The organism is Thalassolituus marinus (assembly GCF_020320395.1).
In the GTDB taxonomy this organism is placed as follows: Bacteria; Pseudomonadota; Gammaproteobacteria; order Pseudomonadales; family Oceanobacteraceae; genus Venatoribacter; species Venatoribacter marinus.
This window is the reverse complement of the sequence record NZ_JAEDAH010000070.1, coordinates 1-21,782: the sequence shown is the minus strand read 5'-3', so window position 1 is coordinate 21,782 and position 21,782 is coordinate 1. Positions and strand designations below refer to the sequence as shown.

18 protein-coding genes are annotated in these 21,782 nt (G+C 53.9%); 8 read left to right on the top strand and 10 right to left on the bottom strand.

The features are described 5' to 3' along the window. Positions 1-120: 120 nt before the first annotated feature. Entirely contained in the window at positions 121-1,074 is a 954-nt protein-coding gene (gene trxB / locus I9W95_RS12280; RefSeq protein WP_225675298.1) for a thioredoxin-disulfide reductase, read from the bottom strand. Between the two features lie 419 nt (positions 1,075-1,493). On the opposite strand from trxB, the gene I9W95_RS12275 reads away from it, so the two are divergent. Further along, a complete protein-coding gene (locus I9W95_RS12275) occupies positions 1,494-2,207 on the top strand; it encodes a hypothetical protein (RefSeq protein WP_225675296.1) in 714 nt (237 codons plus the stop codon). Positions 2,208-2,276: 69 nt separating this feature from the next. Here I9W95_RS12275 and I9W95_RS18525 read toward each other — a convergent pair whose 3' ends face one another. The 5 genes from I9W95_RS18525 to I9W95_RS12245 all read right to left on the bottom strand — a co-directional run bounded on the left by I9W95_RS18525 (position 2,277) and on the right by I9W95_RS12245 (position 8,564). After that, positions 2,277-3,779, bottom strand: coding sequence for a methyl-accepting chemotaxis protein (locus tag I9W95_RS18525; protein WP_318653614.1), 1,503 nt, complete (start codon positions 3,777-3,779; stop codon positions 2,277-2,279). Further along, on the bottom strand, positions 3,754-4,275 hold the full coding sequence (locus I9W95_RS12260) for a PAS domain-containing protein (protein ID WP_225675294.1): 522 nt from the start codon (positions 4,273-4,275) through the stop codon (positions 3,754-3,756). The genes I9W95_RS18525 and I9W95_RS12260 overlap by 26 nt, the downstream gene beginning before the upstream one ends. A 106-nt stretch (positions 4,276-4,381) precedes the next feature. Beyond that, positions 4,382-6,508 (bottom strand): TRAP transporter large permease subunit, encoded by a 2,127-nt coding sequence (locus I9W95_RS12255; RefSeq protein WP_225675292.1) that lies wholly within the window; start codon positions 6,506-6,508, stop codon positions 4,382-4,384. Between the two features lie 51 nt (positions 6,509-6,559). After that, positions 6,560-7,552, bottom strand: coding sequence for a putative solute-binding protein (locus tag I9W95_RS12250; RefSeq protein WP_225675290.1), 993 nt, complete (start codon positions 7,550-7,552; stop codon positions 6,560-6,562). Between the two features lies 1 nt (position 7,553). Further along, on the bottom strand, positions 7,554-8,564 hold the full coding sequence (locus I9W95_RS12245; protein ID WP_225675288.1) for a hypothetical protein: 1,011 nt from the start codon (positions 8,562-8,564) through the stop codon (positions 7,554-7,556). 131 nt (positions 8,565-8,695) lie between these two features. Here I9W95_RS12245 and I9W95_RS12240 point away from each other — a divergent pair, with 131 nt between their 5' ends. The 3 genes from I9W95_RS12240 to I9W95_RS12230 all read left to right on the top strand — a co-directional run bounded on the left by I9W95_RS12240 (position 8,696) and on the right by I9W95_RS12230 (position 11,880). Further along, positions 8,696-9,577 (top strand): hypothetical protein, encoded by an 882-nt coding sequence (locus I9W95_RS12240; protein WP_225675286.1) that lies wholly within the window; start codon positions 8,696-8,698, stop codon positions 9,575-9,577. A 371-nt stretch (positions 9,578-9,948) separates the two neighbouring features. After that, positions 9,949-11,328, top strand: a complete 1,380-nt coding sequence (locus I9W95_RS12235) for a PhoH family protein (protein ID WP_225675284.1) — start codon at positions 9,949-9,951, stop codon at positions 11,326-11,328. 138 nt (positions 11,329-11,466) lie between these two features. Then, positions 11,467-11,880, top strand: a complete 414-nt coding sequence (locus I9W95_RS12230) for a hypothetical protein (RefSeq protein ID WP_225675282.1) — start codon at positions 11,467-11,469, stop codon at positions 11,878-11,880. Between the two features lie 30 nt (positions 11,881-11,910). On the opposite strand, the gene I9W95_RS12225 is transcribed toward I9W95_RS12230, so the two are convergent. Beyond that, entirely contained in the window at positions 11,911-12,156 is a 246-nt protein-coding gene (locus tag I9W95_RS12225; protein ID WP_225675280.1) for a hypothetical protein, read from the bottom strand. 146 nt (positions 12,157-12,302) lie between these two features. Between I9W95_RS12225 and I9W95_RS12220 the strand changes: the two genes are divergently transcribed. Continuing rightward, positions 12,303-12,833 carry an LOG family protein gene (locus I9W95_RS12220; protein WP_225675278.1) on the top strand — a complete coding sequence of 177 codons (531 nt, stop codon included), beginning with the start codon at positions 12,303-12,305 and terminating at the stop codon, positions 12,831-12,833. Between the two features lie 5 nt (positions 12,834-12,838). Here I9W95_RS12220 and I9W95_RS12215 read toward each other — a convergent pair whose 3' ends face one another. After that, positions 12,839-14,428 carry a cation:proton antiporter family protein gene (locus I9W95_RS12215; protein WP_225675276.1) on the bottom strand — a complete coding sequence of 530 codons (1,590 nt, stop codon included), beginning with the start codon at positions 14,426-14,428 and terminating at the stop codon, positions 12,839-12,841. Between the two features lie 39 nt (positions 14,429-14,467). After that, on the bottom strand, positions 14,468-17,260 hold the full coding sequence (locus I9W95_RS12210) for a TolB-like translocation protein (RefSeq protein ID WP_225675274.1): 2,793 nt from the start codon (positions 17,258-17,260) through the stop codon (positions 14,468-14,470). Positions 17,261-17,398: 138 nt separating this feature from the next. Here I9W95_RS12210 and I9W95_RS12205 point away from each other — a divergent pair, with 138 nt between their 5' ends. Together I9W95_RS12205 and I9W95_RS12200 are read left to right on the top strand one after the other, a co-directional pair. Continuing rightward, positions 17,399-17,923: a DinB family protein gene (locus tag I9W95_RS12205; protein ID WP_225675273.1), complete on the top strand. Its 525-nt coding sequence runs from the start codon at positions 17,399-17,401 to the stop codon at positions 17,921-17,923. Positions 17,924-17,973: 50 nt separating this feature from the next. After that, a complete protein-coding gene (locus I9W95_RS12200; RefSeq protein ID WP_225675271.1) occupies positions 17,974-18,882 on the top strand; it encodes an alpha/beta fold hydrolase in 909 nt (302 codons plus the stop codon). Here I9W95_RS12200 and I9W95_RS12195 read toward each other — a convergent pair. Beyond that, positions 18,834-19,967: an SMP-30/gluconolactonase/LRE family protein gene (locus I9W95_RS12195; RefSeq protein ID WP_225675269.1), complete on the bottom strand. Its 1,134-nt coding sequence runs from the start codon at positions 19,965-19,967 to the stop codon at positions 18,834-18,836. The two genes, I9W95_RS12200 and I9W95_RS12195, sit on opposite strands and share 49 nt — an antisense overlap. Positions 19,968-20,096: 129 nt before the next feature. On the opposite strand from I9W95_RS12195, the gene truC reads away from it, so the two are divergent. Beyond that, on the top strand, positions 20,097-20,912 hold the full coding sequence (truC, locus tag I9W95_RS12190) for a tRNA pseudouridine(65) synthase TruC (RefSeq protein WP_225675267.1): 816 nt from the start codon (positions 20,097-20,099) through the stop codon (positions 20,910-20,912). Positions 20,913-21,782 lie beyond the last annotated feature (870 nt).

Here is a 21,782-nt window from a genome sequence, read left to right as displayed (position 1 = left end):
GTTCCCCTGGGAGGCAGTAGGCACTGCGGATTTAAAAGTCGTTTATAGAAAACAGATACCTTTAAAACTGTGGGACAGCAGTGCGCATTGGCGGGGCTTTTTATTGCGATTAACGCTGAATTATTTCAGGTTATCGAGGTAGCGCTCAGCATCCAGCGCGGCCATACAGCCGGTACCCGCAGAGGTGATCGCCTGACGGTAAATATGGTCAGAGACATCACCGGCAGCAAACACACCCTCAATACTGGTCTGGGTAGCATTACCATTGCTGCCAGTCTGTACTTTCAGGTAGCCATCTTTCATTTCCAGCTGACCGTCGAAAATGGCGGTATTCGGTGAATGACCAATCGCAACGAAGATACCATCAACCGCAACTTCCTGAGTCTCGCCGGTTTCACGGTTTTTGATGCGCATGCCCGTTACACCCATGTCGTCACCCAGCACCTCATCCAGCTCGTTGTTCCAGTGGATGGTTACGTTGCCGTTAGCCGCCTTATCCATCAGTTTATCGGCCAGAATCTTCTCTGAACGGAAACCTTCACGACGGTGAACCACGATCACTTCAGATGCGATATTGGAAAGATACAGAGCTTCTTCCACCGCGGTATTACCACCACCGATGACCGCTACCGGCTTCTTGCGATAGAAGAAACCATCACAGGTGGCACAGGCCGATACGCCCTTGCCTTTAAACGCTTCTTCGCTTTCCAGGCCCAGGTACTTAGCACTGGCACCAGTGGCAATGATCAGCGCGTCACAGGTGTACTCGCCACTGTCACCTTTCAGATAGAAAGGTCGCTGCTTCAGGTTAACTTCGGAAATCTGGTCAAAGACAATCTCTGTCTCGAAACGCTCGGCGTGCGCCTTCATACGTTCCATCAGTTCAGGACCCTGAACACCCATGGTATCGCCAGGCCAGTTATCCACTTCGGTAGTGGTGGTCAGTTGACCGCCCATCTGCATGCCAGTGATCATGACCGGCTTGAGGTTCGCACGGGCCGCGTATACAGCAGCGGTGTAACCCGCCGGGCCTGAACCAAGAATGAGTAACTTAACGTGGCGTGCTTCGCTCATAGCAATGAGTCTCCGGTGTCGTGTATCTGTCTGTGTTGGCCAGCATTATAGGGGGGCGGGCCGTCATGTTAAACGGCAGACTGAGACCCATATCCCCGGCTTTTGTTCAAAGGGCGTCAGAATACCCTTCGCACTGGCCTCTCTGAAATAAATAATGACAATCTGATGATGTACCGGCGCTATTGCCCGGCAGCTCAACAGGCGCCTTCTATACTTCCCTTAAGTTCGCCGATTTTCGCATCAGATGGAACTGTTACAAAACCGCCTGCTTAGACATATTTCATATAAATCAATGATTTGCAGGTATAAACAGTGGTGTTACGTTATTCCGACAACTTTCAGGTTATTGTCATCTCAGGCCCTCTGAGGCATCATGAAGGGTGTCGAAAGAATAACAAGAACGAAAAAAAGGTCACGACATGCAGAAGCGCCATGAAATACAGCAGCGTTCCCGGCTGGGTACACTGCTTATCCACAAAGGACTGATCACTCGCGAGCAGCTCGATCAGGCACTGACCATGCAGTCTCAGACTGGCATGCGTCTGGGTGAAGCTCTGATCAGCAATGGCTGGATCAGTCAGAAGCAACTGGATAAAGCGCTGCGCAAACAGTCCCGTTACCGTCTGGTGGCAGCCATCAGTGCCATGCTGCTGGGCCCTTTCCAACCCTTTATGGCCAATGCCAACGCCGCTACAGATGACAACATCGCGGTGGCAGAACAGACCATCAATGTCCGCAGCGGAATGCAGGAACTGAGTGAGAGCGCGATGTCATCCGTTACCGCTCAGGGCGCCATGGACAACTATGAGCGACTGCTCGACATCGTCAACAGCGATCTCAGTTCTGACGAAGAAACCGCTGTGACAACGCTGGAAAGTCTCGCATCGTCCATCCTGCCGGGTACTAACCTGCTGGATGCCGATATGGAAGTATCCGGTGTGGAGTATGAGCCAGGTCCACGCACAACCATCAACGCCGATGGTTCACTCGACATCCAGATGCCTACCCGCATTCGCCAGATTGCTTTCCGTAATGTCCGCGTTGCCGGTGCCGAAGGCCAGCATATGGGTGATGTCGTCCTGAAGAACATTTCCTTTGGTCCGGATACCGTCGTGAAGATTCAGCTTCACTGATCTCGCCGGACACATAAAAAATGCCGCTATTGCGGCATTTTTTATATCTGCGCGGCCCAGCACCAGCCGTCAGAACAGCTCAATGTCCGCTTCTTCCGCCGATGCTGATGCTGTTTCGAAGCGCAGTTTTTCTTCCGTCAGATGATCAATCAGCTGAACCAACTCGTTGCTGCATTCCTCAAGCTTACTGAAACCAGCCTGGATCGCATTATGAGTGCGCACGTTCCGCTTCCAGTCCGCCTGACTGATATGATCGAGAATGCCATGCATACTGGTATGAACACATTCATGAACCGACTCAATAGCACTGTAGGTTGGTAAATGAGAGAAGTGCTGACGGCCGATACCAGTATCGTACCAACGACCAAAACGACAGCCATGATGATCAACCTGAACAGCTTGCCAGGCATCAGATTGCGAACCGCTTTCCATTGCCTGGTAGCCATTCTGAATATAAATCATGTGGTCCACTTTAATCAGTGAGGCGTAGCTGACGATCAGTGAGTAATTCACCTTCTCGTGGGTCTTCTGTGCAATATTGGCCAGTTGATGGAACGAATCGGCAAATACGCCGGTCGCTTTGAGTGCTTCATCGGTCATTTCAACCACATCACAGGCCTGGCTTTCCATCGTGGCACTGACGCTGCGGAAGCGACCAATTATGCTGTTGATATCGGCGGTTGCCTGACGTGTACTTTCTGCCAGTGCGCGGACTTCGTCAGCCACCACCGCAAAGCCCCGTCCCGCTTCCCCGGCTCTTGCCGCTTCAATCGCCGCATTCAGCGCCAGCAGGTTGGTCTTACCGGCAATCTCATCAATCAGTGTAAGTACACTGGTAATCTGCTCTGTCTGGGTATTCAGTTCCGAAGCGGTGCTGCGGATTTCCTTGACCTTTCCGGCCTGGGTTTCGAGGCTGCCGGAGACATGACGGATTTCACTGAGAGCATCGGTCGATAACTTAACCCCTTCCTGGGAAATGTGTTCCACCTGTTCCATCTCGCTGGCTACTTTATTCAGATCACTTTGATTGCGACCAAGATTCTTCAGCAGACTGTTAGTTTTCACCGTGTCGATCGATGACTCGACGGCCTGCTGCTGACGCAGAAAGAATGCTTCCTCCATAGCATGAAAGGCGCCACCAATCTGCTGCAGTGAGCTGCCGAAGGCCCCGTGCATTCCCTTGAACTGCGGGCGACGGTAATAGCGGTTTTCAGACGCTTCGCGAAACGAGTTCTCTACTTCACGGATGTAACTTTCGACCAGATCAAGAAGGTTATTAGTACTTCGGGCTATGCCGCTGATTCTCGAGTTGTCTGTCTTCACCATCACCCGGCAATGCAGTCGCCCCTGTTCAGACTCGGCCAGAATCCGGTGAATATCGGCAGCCATCCGATCAGACTTTTTCAAACTGAGCTGACTCACCACAGCCAGCAGAAACAATGAGGTCACACAGATAAAAGCAGGCAGAAAAATTCCGCTCTGTACGGCATACCAGATAAGTCCGCTGGCAGAGATAACCATCGCCGCCACCAGACGAAACATCGGGCTAGAGAGAAAGGATATATTCAGCATAGCTCTGATACTCCCGGCTGATTTCCTGCCAAAGCAATGCACTCGAAGCCGGTATCTGCTGATCCGGTGGCAACTGCATTTCGGCCTGACGCATTCGTTGATAGATCGGTTCGATGATATTCAGTGCCTGCCGTGTCGGTGCCCGGCGGGATGACATGTAGCCAACCACTTCTTCCTTATCATAGGTCGGCGCGATACTGGCAAAGGTCCAGTAAAAGCTGCCATCCCTGGACAGGTTTTTAACATAGCCAAGAAATTCCTTTTCCTGCTTCAGGTGTTCCCACATAAGGTTGAATATCGCCCTGGGCATACAAGGATGGCGGATAATACTGTGCGGTTTGCCGAGCAGCTCCTCACTGGCATAACCAGAGATAGCGCAGAAGCTTTCACTGGCATAGGTAATACGACTGGACGTGTCGGTTTTGGACACGATCAGTTCGTCCTCTTTCAGTAAGTGTTCAACATCTGTTGGAGTAATCGCCGGGGGACGATACATAGAGCACCTTTCATTCATGTACAGCTGTTCTGAGTATAGACACGCCGAACAGAATGAAAGGGAGAGACAAAGGGCTGATCCTGACTCAGATCAGCCCGGAGGACGATCAGTCGTAGCCGATCATCAGAGGAACAAAGGCAACGATCATCAGTGCAATTGCCATAGTCACCAACGGCAGCAGAATTTTCTCGTAGCGATACCAGAAGGACAGTCCTCGCGCTTCTTCAGCGGCCAGGCGGACTTCTTCCTCGCCCACCACCTGCCTTGTCAGCAAGTGATTAAGCGCTACCGGCGGACTGAGATAACCCAGCTCAAAGGCCACCAGCGTTACCATCCAGAAGTGCACCGGATGAATACCACTATCGTAGGCGATGGTGGCAATGGTGGCACTAACCAGAATCACCGCACCGTACGGGTCCATCACCATGCCTATCACCACCAGAATGGCAACCAGCAGAGCCATGGCCAGCCACACTGATTCAAACGACGTTGGTACCATGCTCATCAGTTCGGCACGTTCTACGACGCCACCGATACTAACGGACAGCCCCATCAGCATCAGCAGAGCACCGATATGCCCGGTAGTCTCAGTGGTGGCTTCTCGAATGGTTTTCTCCAGCGAATCACGACCATCACGCAGGTCTTCCCAGGACTGCTCAAGACGGGTCTCAACATAATCAATATTGAGGTTTTCACGCTTCAGAACGCCTTTCTCCTGATTCAGGCGCTCGTACACCAGAATCACCAGCAACAGTACCGGCAGAATAAACGGCGCGGAGAACTCATCCAGATAAGCATCCAGTGCCAGTGCATAGAGTACCAGCGTGATACCGATAATGACGAAGTACGGCAGCAGCGGACGCAGCGCTTTGAGAAACTCAGGGAATACATTCTCCGGAGCTTCCATTCGCATTGGTCCCCGGCGGGTTAACAAGGCAATACCGGCAAACAGGATGGTGGTCAGGAAAAATACTTTCACACCCCAGCCGAACAGCTGGTCGGTCGTTACTTCGTTGTTCAGCGCGGCAATAATCACCACCAGCAGACAAGGACGCAGTACCACACCCAGTGAACCAGACATGGCAGTGGCCGCCAGCGCCAGCTGACGACGGGCGCCGGCACGACGCAATTCAGCGTAAATCAGACCACCAACGGCAATAACGAAGATACCGGAAGCGCCTGTGTAGGCTGTTGGAATCGCTGCGATGGCAACAACAACCACAGCCAGTAACTCTGGCGGCATCTTGAATGGGCGGAAAACGTTAAATACCACCTGCGCCAGCTCTGTACGCTTCAGCAGCATACCAATCCAGACATACAGACCCACATTCAGGAACAGTTGCGACAGCTCCATCATCTGGTTCAGATAAATACCAATACCTGCGCTGTGACCGGCAGAAATAAAATAGCCGCCGGAAATGATGCACATGGTGGCATACAGAGGTACCGACAGCTGTGCCTTGAGGAAGCTGCCACCTGGCTTGGCATCCTTGGGAATAAACAGGAACTGATACAGGCTCAGCAGCAGAATAAATGCAAAGCCGACGATCCACAGGTGATGCAGAACCGCGTGCTGGCCCGACACCTCAATGCCAGAGCTGAAGGCCACTTCGCGGAAACTGAACACCGAATAAAACAGAATACCACTGGCTATCAGCTGGGCGCCGGAGGCAACCCGGTAGTCCATCTCGGTTTCCATCGGACGCAGTGCAATGTGATGGCGACGGAACAGTGCCGTCAGACCACAGATAAGCACCAGTACCGCCAGCATAATACGCTGTGCCGTCATACCAAACTCACCGAAGCTGGCAATCGCCTGTTCAACGGTGCGGAAAGCGACAACCGCTGGCGTAATCCGCTCAGAAGTTTCGTTATAGAAGGCGTGTTTATCGGCACACTGCTGCTGTGCCGCCAGCAGTGACTGACGCATCACTGCCGGATCAACCGGCTCAGCCTCAAACAGATCCCACTCGTCGTCCTGAGCAGATGCCTCGTCTACCAGACGGGCTAATTCGGCATCAATATCCATGGCCGGATTACAGGAAGGTGCAACCGGGTCCAGGCGCAGCTGATAGTAGCCGTCCCAGACGTTTTCCCCGAGTTGCAGTAAGCGTGCATGCAAAGCATGGCTGCTGTTCAGCACCACCACAAATACCAGCACCAGAAAAGCAGGCATAGCCGCCAGCCATTCATAGGCCGTGCGGTTGCCGACACGACGGATGGACTGCTCCATTGAAACGTACCTCTGACGTGCGGGCGTTTTACGCCCGCGGATTTCTTATTGTTATTCGAGCTTTTCTACGCACTCGGCTTTTGCCGGGTCTTCTGCACAGCGCAGTTTGCGCAGCAGTTTCAGCATATTGCCGTCATACACACCTTCATCACGCAGGCCAATTCGCACACTGCGCAGCATTTCGGTGTAGCGTTCGTAATCCGGTTCAGGCAGATCGACCCAGTACTTCTCGTCAATTTCAGCGGTGTCTTTCTTAATGTACTCCGCCATGCGATCAAATACAGAAGCGATCTTGCTACGTGATTTCTGACCGTAGCCTTCCGGGAAGCGATCTTTGTGCAGGATGATCTGGAAATCCAGGTAAGCCAGGTTAAAGCGCAGAATACCGCCTTTGGTACCCAGCCCCTTATACATTTCCAGCGGTTTATAAGCGACGGCCGGGGCATAGGCTGCATCAACACTGCCGTTGTTGAACTTACCGGCAAAGTTGGCCGAGTTCACCGGTACTACAGAAGCACCCACGTGATTCACCATCTTGATCGACGGCTGGTCATATTCGAAGGTGGCAATCTTAATCCCTGACATTTCTTCAACCGTGTCCAGAGCACGGTCACGTACGAACAGGTAAATAGGACCGGCCGGCAGGATGCCACCCACTTCGTATTTACCCTGCGTCATATACTTAGCGGCTTTCGGCGACGAAATCGCGCCAATCGCACTGCGCATCACACTGTTGCTCGGTACCCCACCAATGGCTTCGATGGTGGCTGTGAAGGCATTGAACGGACGCGCTCGGGCGCCCGTCATCAGTACCGCATCACACTGTTCCGCCTTGAAGTCGTCAACGGCAATCTTCTCATCGGTGTAGGCGCGCAGGTGGAAATCCACGCCCCACTCCAGCGCCGTCGCCTGGTAGTCCTTGCTCATGCCAAACAGCGAGCCATTGGCACCCAGAGGGTCGTACACACAGAAGGTGCGCTTTTCCAGGGCCATGGTCATCGGAGCAGCGACAATCAGCGCTGCAGAAATCAGTGAACGCAGCATGTCAGTCCTCCAGCAGATCGTCGATATCGAGGGCATTCATCTGCGGCTTCTCGTCATCCCAGAATGTGCCCAGAGCACCAACCGGAGTGCGGGAACCAGTACCCTCTGTCCACAAGCGATCTGACACTGCCAGAATCTGACGTGACGCCATGATATCCATCATGCGGTAGTCAGGGTTGCTTGGTACCGTTTTCAGCGAGTCAGCATGACGACGAATCGCCTTGCGCAGCTGCTCCGCGTTACCTGAACCGTCTGCAATCACCACTTCAATGGCGTGCGCCATACGCACACCCGACGCGGTTGCAATACGGCTGGCATTCTCCATCTCGCGCCATGGGTCAGTACCCTTCGGTGCAGTATCCGGCATCATCACCCAGATACCCGCCTGCAGAGCCTGTGGCAGCCCCCACCAGCGCACGTTATCAACACACTGCAGACCACGAACGGCTTTCATGGCAATGTCTTTTGGCACGTTTACAGAGCTTTGTGAACGCAGATCACTCATCACCGACTGCATGCCCGCGATGGAGCCCAGCACCCAGTAGATCTCTTCATCGTCGCTCAGGTCAGGACAGCTTTCACCCGGTTCACCGAATTCAGCCACCATGTGCTGGTAGGCCTGATACTGGCGTGCAGCCGCTACTGCAAACAGACGCTTTTCACGGATACGCGCATCTTTTGCTTCATTAATGTTCTGTGACTTGAACGCACGCAGATAGCTCAGGGCTTCTTCATGTGCTTTTTCTTCCGCGCAGGAGCCCGCCATCATGTACATCGACACTGCGGCACGGTCCGGGGTAAAAGTCAGTTCAGTGAAAGACAGCAGGGCCGGCGCCAGCGCAGTAGTCATACCGCAGGCCATTTCCGGATCGCCTTCTTTCATGGTGTAAGGAATGGCATATTCCTCGGTATAGTCGTAAGCAAACCAGCCGGTCGTGCGGTAAATAGTAGAGCAGCCGGAGAGAGCACTGAATGCAATCAGGCCCAGCAGAATCCGTGATAAGAAAGCCATGAAGCCCCCGTTTCTGATGAGAGTATTGTTGTTATTCTTCCTGCTGCTATCCGCTGCAACAGGGTTATTCTGCGCCGGTCTTAGCCGGGCCAGCGACAATAGAAGTTATTGCCAGGAGCCAAAAGGTTAAAATGCGCCAAACCCCCGGGTCAAATCCGTCTGATTCTGCCAGCGGATACACGCAGCAACTGACAGCCCTGATCGAGGAGCATTTCGCCCTGGCTGAACAGCGCGTAGACACAGTCTACCAGCTCCACTTCGCCAGTGTGCGCCAGGTTTCGGCCCGTCACTGGCGACATCGCACCGATATCCCCCAGGACCTGCTGTTACTGCCTCGCTCGCTGGCGGCCATCGTTCTGCGCAAACAGTACAGCCAGCGCCTGAGTGGTAAACAACAGGCCCTGCAACAGATCCTGCGTGACGATCTGCTCGATCTGAAAGGGCTGGATGAACGTATTCAGGCCTATTGCGACGAGGTGCTGATGCGCCACCAGCTGCATGAAGAAAACCTGATACCTTTGTCTGAGACACAAAAGCACGACTATGAAAACTATGTGCGCCATCAACTGCAGCGACTGCATCTGCCAGCCGATGGTTTACGCGAAGGTCTGGTGGCCGTCACCCTGATGCTCACCGGACGCATGCTCGGAGATAAAGCACTGTTGAGCAGCGCTGCCAGCATTGGGGGCACGCTGGCCGGCTCTGCTTATATCAGTCAGCAATCCTGGTGGGGCGGGGTATGGGCGGGATGGTTTGGTGTGCCCGGCTGGGTCACCTGGGCAGGCGTGGGGGGCGGTATCGCCTCACTGCTGCTGCTCTCGCCCCTGCTGGCCCCGGGTGTTGAATGGGCGGTTAATCGTCTGCGGGCACGGCGCCTGCTGTTGCAGACTGTCCATCAGGCACGTGATCAGTTACTCACCCCGGATAACCTGATCACACTGGGAAAACTGGGGCTGTATCTGCAGTTACTGCCTGATCTGGCACAGTATCTGGCACGCTTGCGCGGTGGCTGACAGGACAGAGCCGACAAACCCATGTCATAAAACAAACACTTGGCAAGAAGCTTTCATGCGGGTAATAGTAGATCTATGACCCCACGGAGGAGGGTTGCTGTTGCTGAAAAATTTCCGGTCAGGACATGGCAGACCGGGCAGAATACTCCAGAGCATTCTGTCAGAACGCTGCCCGCAGAAACCGCAGACGCTGAACGCCTGTTGCAACGTCCACTCCCTCTACCGCCCTCAGTTTCCAACGCACGACTTCACCCCTTCCCACTCACACCCGCAGCTCATGCCCTGCCCGTCAAAGGACCCGTCTCAACGCCGGCATGCCAACCAGTCCCCACGTAATCTGCTTAGCTCAACCTGCTATCAGGAGTGCTTCTATGGCCGCACGTAAGTCCGATACCAAGCTGTACGTTCTGGATACGAATGTTCTGATTCATGATCCTGCTGCGATCCTGAATTTTGAAGAACATCAGGTCGTGATTCCCATGACCGTTCTGGAAGAACTGGACAAGCTCAAAATGGGCAAGGCTTCCATCGCGACGGATTGTCGTGAAGCCATCCGTAAAATCGACCGCATCATTGGCGACGCCTCACCAACTGAAATCGCCAAAGGAGTACCCATCGTTCGCCCTGACGGCGGAATTCAGGGCCATTTATCGATTCTGCTGGATACCTTCGACTCCCCCAGCCGTTCACTCCCGACTGATCTCAACGACAACAAAATCATTAACAGTCTGGTGGCACTGCAGGAAAAAAATCCGCGCCGCGATGTAGTGCTGATCACCAAAGACATCAACATGCGCCTGAAAGCCCGCGGCTGTGGCATCGGTGCGCAGGATTACCAGAATGATCAGCTGGTTGACGATATATCCCTGCTGGAAACCGGCTACCACACCTTCTTCGATTCATTCTGGGAAACGCAGCGGGAAGTAGAAACCTTCCACGATGAAATGGGCACCTATCACCGCATCCCGCTGGTGAACCTGCCTGATGAGCTGTTCCTTAACCGCTTTATCGTCGATGAAAAGGGCTTTATCGGTAAGGTCGTGGCACTGGAAGAGCACACGGCGGTGCTGCAGGACCTGCCAGCCGATCAACTGATGCGTCAGTCCGCCTGGGGGCTGACCCCGAGAGATATCCCACAGGCACTTGCCTTGCACCTGCTGCTCGATCCTGACGTGCATCTGGTCACCCTGACCGGTCAGGCCGGCTCCGGTAAGACCATCCTGGCACTCGCCGCCGCCATTGAAATGACGGTGGCCACAGGACAGTTCCGACGCATCATCGCCACCCGTTCAACCCGCGGGCTGGATGAAGATATCGGCTTCCTGCCGGGTACCGAAGCAGAGAAGATGGAACCCTGGCTGGGGGCAATTACCGACAACCTCGAAGCACTGCACAGTGACGACGAAAACGCCACCAGTAGCGTCGACTACATACTGCAGAAGGTCCCTCTGCAGTTTAAGTCGCTGAACTACATCCGCGGCCGCAGCTTCCAGCACAGCCTGATTCTGATCGATGAATGTCAGAACCTGACGCCACATCAGATGAAGACCATCATCACCCGTGCCGGTGCCGGCTCTAAAGTGGTGTGTCTGGGTAACCTGGCGCAGATCGATACGCCTTACCTGAACCCGATCAGTTCCGGTCTGACCTATCTGATTGAACGCTTTAAGGATTTTGCCCATGGCAGCACCATCCATCTGGAGGGCTCGCCACGGTCGGTTCTGGCCGAGTACGCCGAGGGTCATCTCTGATTCTGATCAGTTGTTCAGAGTTTTTGATCTTTGACGATATAAGAAGTGTGAACTATATAACTTACAGGGCTTTGAACATTCAAAGCCCTTTTTTCACCCCTGAATTCACCATCCCGGAGAAATCCACGGAAGGTTTACATGATGAAAGTACTAGTTCTCGCATTCCTGACCGCCTTTTCCAGCCAGTTACTGGCGGAAGAAACCGTATACGAACTGGAGTTTGAAACAGACTCCAACTGGACCAGCATTGAGATTCGCGACGATGCCGTATTTGTGAATGCTCCCGCTGGCGAGAGCATGAACGTCACGGCCAAAGACGGGCTGCGTTCCTTTACCATTTCCCCGAAAAAGATCTATCTGCGCTCGCGCACCCGGGGACTGGTGAACATGAACCTGTTCGTAAAATCAAAGAACAACGTACTGGGTCTGACCATCTGTAAAGGTTCGCCCAGCAGCTATACCTCAATCAAATCGCAGCAGGCTAAACAGAAGAACGATCTGAAAGAAAAAGATCACTGTGAACAAGCCGCTCTGGTACTGCAGCTGTTCTGATAAGCCGGGCGGGCATTGCCCGCCGGTTATTCAGTGCTCGAGAATATCGCGGCGGAAGTCGCCCTTGAATGCAGGTATCTCGTGCAGTTCTCGCTCTCCCTCCATTGAAAAGAACATACCGCTCTCTTCCGGCGGGAAAATCCTGACATTGCTCTGCGCGCTGATGGGCCTGTCACCATGCATCATATCCTTGAGCATCATGTAGATTTCTTCGTAGCTGTTGCCACGCAGTTCTACTTCCACTTCAGTGGTAAACCGGAATGTCATTTTAGCCATGGCCAGTCCTCCTGTTCAGACTATTGTCTGAGAGTAGTTCAGGGGCAGTAAAAGCTGCGTAAAATTGGCAACATATAGGCATAAAAGCTAATCAGCATAACGATCAGATCCCGCGGGAATAAGCGCGGTGACTAACGGAGATAACCATGAAACGCGTAGCAATCTACTGTGGATCACGACCGGGAAACGACGCCAAATACGCACAGGCTGCCCACGAGCTGGCGTCCTGGCTGGCAGCGCAGGGCATTGGCATCGTCTATGGTGGCAGCACCACCGGCCTGATGGGCATCGTCGCCGACAGCGCGCTGGCCGCAGGTGGCGAAGTTATCGGGGTAATCCCGGACTGGCTGAATAAGCGTGAAGTGGGTCATCCGGGGCTGACGGAATTACACCATGTTGCAGGTATGCATGAGCGTAAAGCCATGATGGCCGAGCTGGCCGATGCCTTTATCGCCCTGCCCGGTGGTGTCGGCACACTTGATGAGCTGATTGAGATCTGGTGCTGGGCCGGCATGGGCTCACACAGCAAGCCCTGCCTGTGTTACGACGTCGATGGGTACTGGCAACCCTTGTTCGATCTGCTGCGTCACGTACACAGTGAGGGCTTTGCCCACGGTAACGAAGAAATCCTGCGCGTCACCGACACGACTCAGCTGGCGGCTGTACTGGGACAGTAGCCAGATCAGACCTGACGGGCGATATCCAGCCCGTCCTGCTCTTCCAGCAGATGGCGGCTTTCTGCAGCAAAACCGGCACCGACTTCAGAGTAATAGTTAAACGCCACGTTAACACCGTGATTAAGCAACTCCCTGCGCTCGTCATCGTAACGTGCAACCGCAGCCACCCGGCCTTTGTAATCCGCCAGAGACAGCATCTCCAGCGTACTGCGCATTTCAACCTGAGACGGCAGCGCCAGCATCACCAGCCGTACCTGGGTACGGGTAACATGCTGCCAGAACTCAAGGTCATCGGAGTCGCCAACAATCACATTCAGACCTTCCTCGCGTAAGCTATTGGCCCGTTCGATATCCGACTCAACGCCAAAAACGCGCTGACCGATTTCTTTCTCAAGGGCCAGATACGCCCCCTTGCCCACCCGGCCCATACCGACAATCAGCACGTCGGCATCTTTGGGCTTCTGAAACGCCTGATGCGTCCCCGGCTTCTCAAAGCGGTTAATCCACTTCTTATTGTGGGCATAGATCAGGTGAGCGCGGCGGAACAGGAAACTCGACAGTACAAACGAGAATGACATCACCAGCGCAATAATCACCAGCCACTCTTCCGGCAACCACTGACTGGACACACCGAGGTGCGCCACAATCAGACCGAACTCACTGAAGTTGGTCAAAGCCAGCGAGGTCAGGTAAGACGAACGCCCGGACATCCCCAACCAGTTAAGCAGCAGGAAGAACAACGCAAACTTGAATACCAGCAACAGCAGCAGGCCGAGCGCCACCAGTGTCATATCAAAGGTCGGCAGCGCGGTGAAACCGATGGTCAGGAAGAAACCGATCAGGAACAGATCCTTGAAGCCCATCAGCGCTTTGTACAGCTCTGCCGATTTGGCATGGGATGCCAGCAGCATGCCCGCAATCAAAGCGCCGAGATCGCCTTTGATATTGACCAGCGAGAACAGCTCATAACCGCCCAGAGCCAGAAAAAAGCCCACCAGCGGCAGTAACTCATCGTGCCCGGCCTGATTCAGCAGGCGCCCCAGCAGCGGGCGAATAAAGAACAACCCGATCAGTCCCAGCGCCCACACGGACGGCACCTTACCCAGCGACACCACCAGAAAGCCAACGGCAATCACATCCTGCAGAACCAGAATACCGATCGCCGTTTTGCCATGCTTGGACTTCAGCTCGGAGGCATCTTCCAGCATTTTCACCACACACACGGTGGACGAGAAACTCAGCGCGAAGGCAATCAGCAACTGTGATTCCAGTGACAGAGCAAAATGACTGCCTGCCCACAGTAAGGTCAGCAGAAACAGCAGACTGCCGGCCACCACCACCCACACTGAGGTATGGGCAAGACTGGTAACCAGCACTTCTTTCTTCAGCAGCGCACCAACGTTCAGCTTCAGACCGATGGTAAACAGCATCAGGGTGATACCGAGATCGGCCAGCGCCTGCAGACTGTCGGCCTGTTCAAAACCGAGCGCATGGAGTCCGAATCCGGCAGCCAGGTAGCCGACCAGTGGTGGCATACCTAATAACTTGACGGCAAAGCCACAACCGAATGCCACCAGAATCCAGATAAAATCCATGCAATACCCTGTTCAGAAATTAGAAAATGAAGGTCACGCTCAGAACGCGACCTGACTACGAACATACACGGTGTTTTCTCCCAGGTCCTCATCAAGCCCCTGAGCGACACCAATCGTGATCGGCAGCACCGCGCGGTAAGCGATCACCACATCGACGTTGAGTTCAGCCCCCACCGAGGCCAGTGATGGCGTGTGCTGTTGACGGAACCAGGCACTGCCCTCGCGATACCAGAGACGGCCACTGATATCACCGATACCCAGCGGCAACAGGCCGTAGTTGTCTTCAATACGATCCAGCCACGCAGTATAGGCCACTTCACCAACATAATACTTGTGTCCGAACTGAACGCCATTGACGTAGCCCGGCAAAGCAAAGCGATCACGCCCGAACAGCAGCGTTTCTTCGCTTACTTCACCGCCCAGAGAAAACGCTTCTGCGCCCCGATCAGCAATGCCGCCCATAATCTGGAAAGCAAATGAGTCCCGCCCCGCTAAATCGAACGTGTGCTGCCAGCGCGACTGCCACTGCTTACCGGAATAGTCGCTGTTCAGCACGTCATTGCTTTCGTACACCAGATCGGCGTAACTGCCCCAGCCTATACCGTGTACATTGCGCAGCAGCAGGCGGTTGTCGAAGGTCAGGGCCGCACCAGCAAGTGTTTCTTCAAGGCCGGCAATGGCAGGCATCCAGTCCTGGCGCAAGGCCAGACTCTGATGTTCCGCGCTGATCCCCAGATGCAGATTCAGACGATCTTCCAGTGCGCTGACCAGATTTGTACGCTGCAAGAGGAAGGTATCTTCCTGAGTCGCGTACCAGTCATCCTCAATACCCAGGTCCAGATCGTGAATCTCATGGCTGCGTAACCAGCCCAGAAACCAGCGGTTGTCGTAGAGGTATGTCAGGCTGAAATCGGCCCAGCTATTGTCGGTGTCCCACAACACGGTCACATCGTACATATGCCGCCCCAGTGCATCGCTGCCGCCGGTGTTCAGACCAACCGATGTCGAATGATCGCTGACCGACCACAAAGGCACCCAGTAGTGTGGCCGCAGCGTACTCCAGGGTGAGTAAGCACTCTCTGACATGCTGACCAGCTCACTGACAGCAGGCTGATAGTCGTAACGCCCCTGCTTCTCACCAATATTAAATACTGCCAGCGGTTGCGGGTTATTCAGCTTCATCAACTGAAAGCCGTCAGCGGTGTAGCTCTGATAGACAACGCCGCTCGCCAGCTGACGAGGTTCAAACGCCCCGCCCAGAACCCGGGTCAGCTGCTGCACCAGACCTGTGCCCGGATCAAGCACATACAGGTTGTAAACACCATCGTAATCAGCGCTGAACAGCACGCGGCCGTCCGTCTGGCACTCTGGGCCGTTTTCGGTCGCGCGGGTATCCGTCAGCAGACGCCAAGAGCCAGCGGCCGGCAGATACTCCGCCAGGTTCCAGCCCTGGCCGGGCATTTTTATCGCCGCCACCAGCCTGCCGTCGGCGCACACATCGAAATCGCCCAGTACCTGATGCTGCTCTGACTGCCACAAACGCTGCTGACGTCCGTCCGGCCACAGCTGCCATAATTCACTGAGGCCAGCATCCTTACGGCTGGCAATAACCGACTGCTGATCAGCCGACCAGCGCACTTTACGCAGACGCATATCGTCAGTCAGGCGCTCATAGCCCAGCTCATCAGTCCAGATAAAGACGTCGTCGATGACCCGCCCGGACACCCGGGCAATCTGGCGCGACAGCACAACGCGACCGTCCGCTGCGACATCAAGATCTGCTGCACCGCGCACCGGCTCCTGCTCCTGCAGCTCACCACCAGCCTGCGGATCTGACCAGCGTGCAATGAAACTGCGCTCTTCACTGTTGTTGGTTACCAACCAAAGCTGATCGCCCATGGCTGCCGTTTTGCGACGGTAACCCGGTACCAGCGGCAAACTCTCACCTTCACGGAGGTCCGCCATCAGCGCCTGATTGCGAGCACTGAAACGGGCCTCCAGCCACTGCTGATAGTCCTGCCACAAACCTGCGAAGGACTTGCCGAATACCCGGCGGGCAGTGCTGTTCTGCATAAAAAACGGCAGTATCTGGCGACTGTAGAGCCTCAGGTAACGCGACAGCGCCTCATCACCATAGGTTTCAGCGATATAAGCCATAAAATAAGCGCCATACAGATACGCCTTGCCCCGTGGCCAGTCACGCAGAGGAATAACGGCCTTGTCCAGTGAATCGATGCCATTGGCCACTTCCACCCGCATCTGCATATCGTAGTAGGTACCATCCAGGCGGCCGTAGCCCTGTTCATGGTTGGTTTCCAGATAGACTGCCAGTCCTTCAATAAAGGTCGGCGGTGTAAAAACGTGGGGGAAAAACCATGGCAGGCGGCCAAACAGGCTACGTCCTTTCTGCGGTACGCCCTGCGCCATGTTCATATGCAAAACATGGACGTACTCATGACGAATCAGGCCATGCAGCCAGTCATCCATATGCTCCAGCCCCGCCACATCTTCCGGGGGACTGACAAACAAACGTATCTGCGAGAACGGCAGTGGTGTTGCCCAGCCATTGGAGTAATCAACATCATCGGCTAAGACCATTTGCGTCGGCACATCCGGTGCCTGGCCAAAAAATGGCACCAGTTCGGTATGCACACGCTCAGCAACCGACAGCGCATATCGGGCCATATCCTGATAACCGGAGCGGAAATGAATAACGAAGTGCTCTGACCGACTGCTACGCCAGTCATCGTCATCGCGATCCCAGGCAACCGGCTCGGCCTGTACTAAAGCCGTCAGAATGAGGGAAATACACAGCAAAGTTGCGCGCAGCATGTTTTACAGTCCATTGCAGAAAGGCGCTAAGGTAGCGAAATCAGCGCCCCATCTCAATCTCAGCCAGCAGGCTCAGGCGCTGACTTGCCGATAACCGGGACGTGGCATAGAGTAACCTTATACCAAGGGAGAATTGCGATGCCGTGGTCAGATCACTATAGCCGCTATGCCCGCTACAACCGCTGGATCAATCAGCAGCTGCTGGACGCCTGTGAACAACTATCCACAGAGCAGTTGCAGGAAGACTGCGGCCTGTTTTTTGGCTCGGTACTGGGTAGCTGGAATCACCTGCTGGTGACTGATCTGCTATGGACAAAACGAATGTCCGCTATTTTCCCTATTCTTGAAGAACTGAAATCCCTGCCTTCCCCCATTACTCTGCGTGACACGCTGGTCGTTGACCTTCCGGCACTGCGCGCTATGCGCACACAGACAGATGATGTGCTGGTGCGCTGGTGCGATTTATTGCGCGCCGATGATGCCACCGATGTGGTGACTTACACCAATACCCGCGGCGAAGAAATGAGCTGGCCTCTCGACCTCATTCTGCAACACCTGTTCAACCACCAGACGCATCACCGGGGGCAGATCAGCGCCGCGCTGTCCGGCTTCGGTATCGACTACGGAGAAACAGATCTGCTGTTTGCTCCCATAAAGGACTGACCCAGTGAGTACCAGGCGAATAATTATAAATAAGCCTGTAAGGAGATCATGTGCTCAACCCGAATATCTGGCGTAGCCAGCAACAGTCGTTCAACTGGCAGAACCTGAATATCTGCTATCAGGACCAGGGAGAAGGTCCTGTTTTGCTGCTACTGCACGGCCTGCCCGGCAGTAGCTGGGACTGGCACCCGTTGTGGCCAATGCTGGTCGGGCAATTCCGTCTGATCGCAGCCGACTTTCCCGGCTGCGGAGACTCGGATAAATCACTGAACTATGACTACCGACTGGCAGATCAGGCTGACGCAATACTCAGCCTGCTGAACCATCTGAATATCGAACACTACCAGATCATCGCCCATGACTATGGCGCTGCCGTCTCCACAGAGCTGATGGCCAGTGATCAGCCTCCCGAGGCCGTCAGCTGGATAACACCACGTCTGTGTGGCAATCGTGAAGGGTTTCTGTGGCGTGAACGCTGGATCTCGGAACCATCCGGAAAACTGTTGCGGCGCTGGTTAACCATGGGCCTGTACGGCCGTTATCTGGAAACACTGACAGGCCCGTTCGCGCGCCTGACAACCCAGCGTCTGCACGACAGCTGGCAGCTGCTCTGTGCGCATCAGGGACTGCAGGTCTTGCCACGGTTATTTAACTATCGTTTTGAGTTGCCGCTGGCGGAAGAACTGCAGCACGAAGCCTTCGATGCTCCGGTACAGGTGATCAGCGGCGAATTTGATCCGTTACGCCGTGCTCTGCCCCCGCTGACACGCCTGCCGCAGCATCGTCTTGGTTGCGGACACTTCCCCCATCTGGAAGACCCGGAAAAACTGTCACTGCTATTACTCGACTTTCACTGCGCAACCAATCACGAAAGCCACGCGGTGTTCAGCAACCTGAAAGACACAGAAAGTCAGAGTTCTTCCAGTGCCAGCCTGGCGTCGGCCAGATTGATGCGATAAATCTGAAATGGTCCCGCGGCACGGATCTCTTCCTGACTTCGCCCCAGTACCTGATGCAGCGCTGAGCAGGTAACGTACAGGTAATCGCCATACAGACTGAAACCATCCGGCCAGCGCAAATCCGCTGAACGTAACAGAGTCTGCAATTCGCCATCCGCTGTACGTCTGACAATGGCCGAATTCTCCAGATCCGACAGATACAGGTTATCCTGCCGGTCAATCGCCATGCCATCGGTCATGGTCTTCTCGCCCAAAGCCTCTGTCCGTGCTGCCAGCTCTGATGCTTTAAGCTCTGGATTGACCGCATCACTAACCGCCAGTCGATAAACCTGATCCGCCGCCACCGAGGCGAAATAGAGCCATTCATTTTGTGCATCCAGCGCAATACCATCCACGCCCGGATTGATGGTGAATAAGCCAAACAGGGTCATGTCGCGTCCCTGCACCACCGGCTGGAAAGGCCCCGGCGCGACCGATGAGTGCCCCTCCAGCAACCGTCGGCTGTGTCCGCTTTGCTGGTCGTATACCACCAGCGCCGGGGTACGTGAAAACAAACTGGCATCGGTAATAAAGAAATAACGACCATCGTCAGAAATGCGGAAATCATTGGCATGTGAGCCGAGCGGAAAAACATGGCGAGGAAAACGGTACTGTTGCAGAAACTCGCCACTGCTGGCATTGAATGCCAGCAAACGCACTGATGAGAATCCATGACGGCCGTTGTCGAGCAGCCAGAGTTCGTTGCCATGCAGGCGTACCGATAATACTTCGTGCAGAGCATCCTTATGATCGCCACCCGGCTGCCATTGCGGACCCGGGAAAGCCGTCACCTCGCCCTGATGCCAGCGCGCAACATTCAGCGCCGGCGAAGCTTCCGGATGAAACGTAAAAAAGAAGGTATCGTCATTGAGAACCGCAATGTTGCCCGGTGGCTGCGGCAGATCGGCTACCCGCTCGAGTGCCGTCGATGCCAGCAATGGCATACCACTGCGATCAGGGAAAGGCGCCGATTCAACATACACCAGACGCACTGCAATCAGTGACGCACATACGACCAGTGCGCCGACAGACAGCCAGAATTTCATAGCAGAACCTGTTGTTATCTTTGTTATAGGTAAACGAAAACGAAATCATACCCGCATGCGCATAGCCCATACGTTAACTTGTGCGCATGAATAAGGTAAAGTCGCGCGCTTTAAACCGGAGCCGATCAGATGAGCACAGAACTGGAAATCCTCTATCAGGACGAAACCCTGGTTGCGATTAACAAACCCAGTGGTCTGCTCGTGCACCGCAGCGAAATCGACCGCCACGAAACACAGTTTGCCCTGCAGCTGGTGCGCAATCAGCTCGGTCAGCGCGTCTACCCGGTACACCGCCTGGATAAGCCCACCTCCGGAGTTCTGGTGTTCGCTCTGAGTCAGGAAATGGCCAGCCAGATTACCGACTTCTGGCGCCAGCGCAGTGTTGATAAAAAGTATCTGGCTATTGTCCGTGGCTGGATGCCCGAATTTACCCACCTCGACTACCCGATGGCACCACCGGTCGATAAATACGCAAAACACGAGCGTATTCGTCCGGTACAGGAAGCCATTACCGATTTTCGCTGCCTGGCGCAGGTCGAAATTCCGGTGGAAATCGATAAGTATCCACAGTCACGCTATTCGCTCGTCGAATGTACGCCTCATACCGGCCGCAAACATCAGCTACGCCGTCACCTCAAGCATCTGGCCCATCCGATCATTGGTGATGCCCGCTACGGCAAGGGACGCCACAGCCGCTACTTCCGCGATCACCTGCAAGCTCCACGTCTGTTGTTGCATGCATCCGAGTTAACCGTGCCGCATCCGATCAGTGGGGAGACCATGACCTTCACTGCACCACCAGACGCTATCTTCCGGCGGCTGCTGGATATGTTCGGCTGGACCGACTTAGTGCCGGACAGCGTCAGAGATACGTTCTGTGAGGAACCTCATCCATCCCTGGATTTGTTCCTGAATCGCACAAATGAAGATGAAGAACCGCTGTGAATCGCTGGAAATAAACGATCCACAGGGCCGCAAACCCACAAAATTCAAGGGGTCGTGGATTTATCAACAATTTCTGTGGATAAGTCATTGGAAAAGTTTTAGAAAAGTCCCGCAAAGCCAGTGTTTATGCGGGTTTCTGACAAATTGATTGTTTTTGACCCAGATTGCTAAATCTATATTTTTCAATAAGTTACAGCCAGAGTTCGCTGATCTTTCAGATTTTTGACTTTTGAATTTACGTTCAGAACATCGACTCTTTTAATGTGCATAACAACGAACTGAAAATCACGTCAAGTCTTTACATTTGAAAAATCCGGCCATTTTGAGATTTTTCCCAATACCTCACTTTGACCAGATTTACTGTCCACAGAAACTGTGGATAAATCTGTTGATACCTTATTTATATCGTAACCTAAGTCGCGTAATTATGGGCTTTACGTCAGATTGGTTATTTTTTGAACAAATTAAAATTCTTTATTTTTCAATGACTTACATAAATCAATAGGGTGTTTACTATATTTCAGGCCAAATAGTCGTATAGAAAACGGCCAATTCCCGCTGTGTGCATAACCCGCATCAATTCGGAGCGCCGTGCGCCAAAATGAGGCTCTGGTACGAAAGAACCAATTAGAGAAATGGAAGCGACGTAACCTTGCTGGCTAAACAGTTAGTAACCACCCACATTCCTCAATGTGGATAACTGACCAGACTAAGGAATGTTCAGCCACCGAGCTGTCATAATTCTGACACACAAAAATGCCGGAAATAAAAAAACCGGCCTCAGCCCACTGCTGTCCCACAGTTTTAAAGATATCGGTTTTCTATAAACGACTTTTAAATCTGCAATGCCTACTGCCTACCAGGGGAACT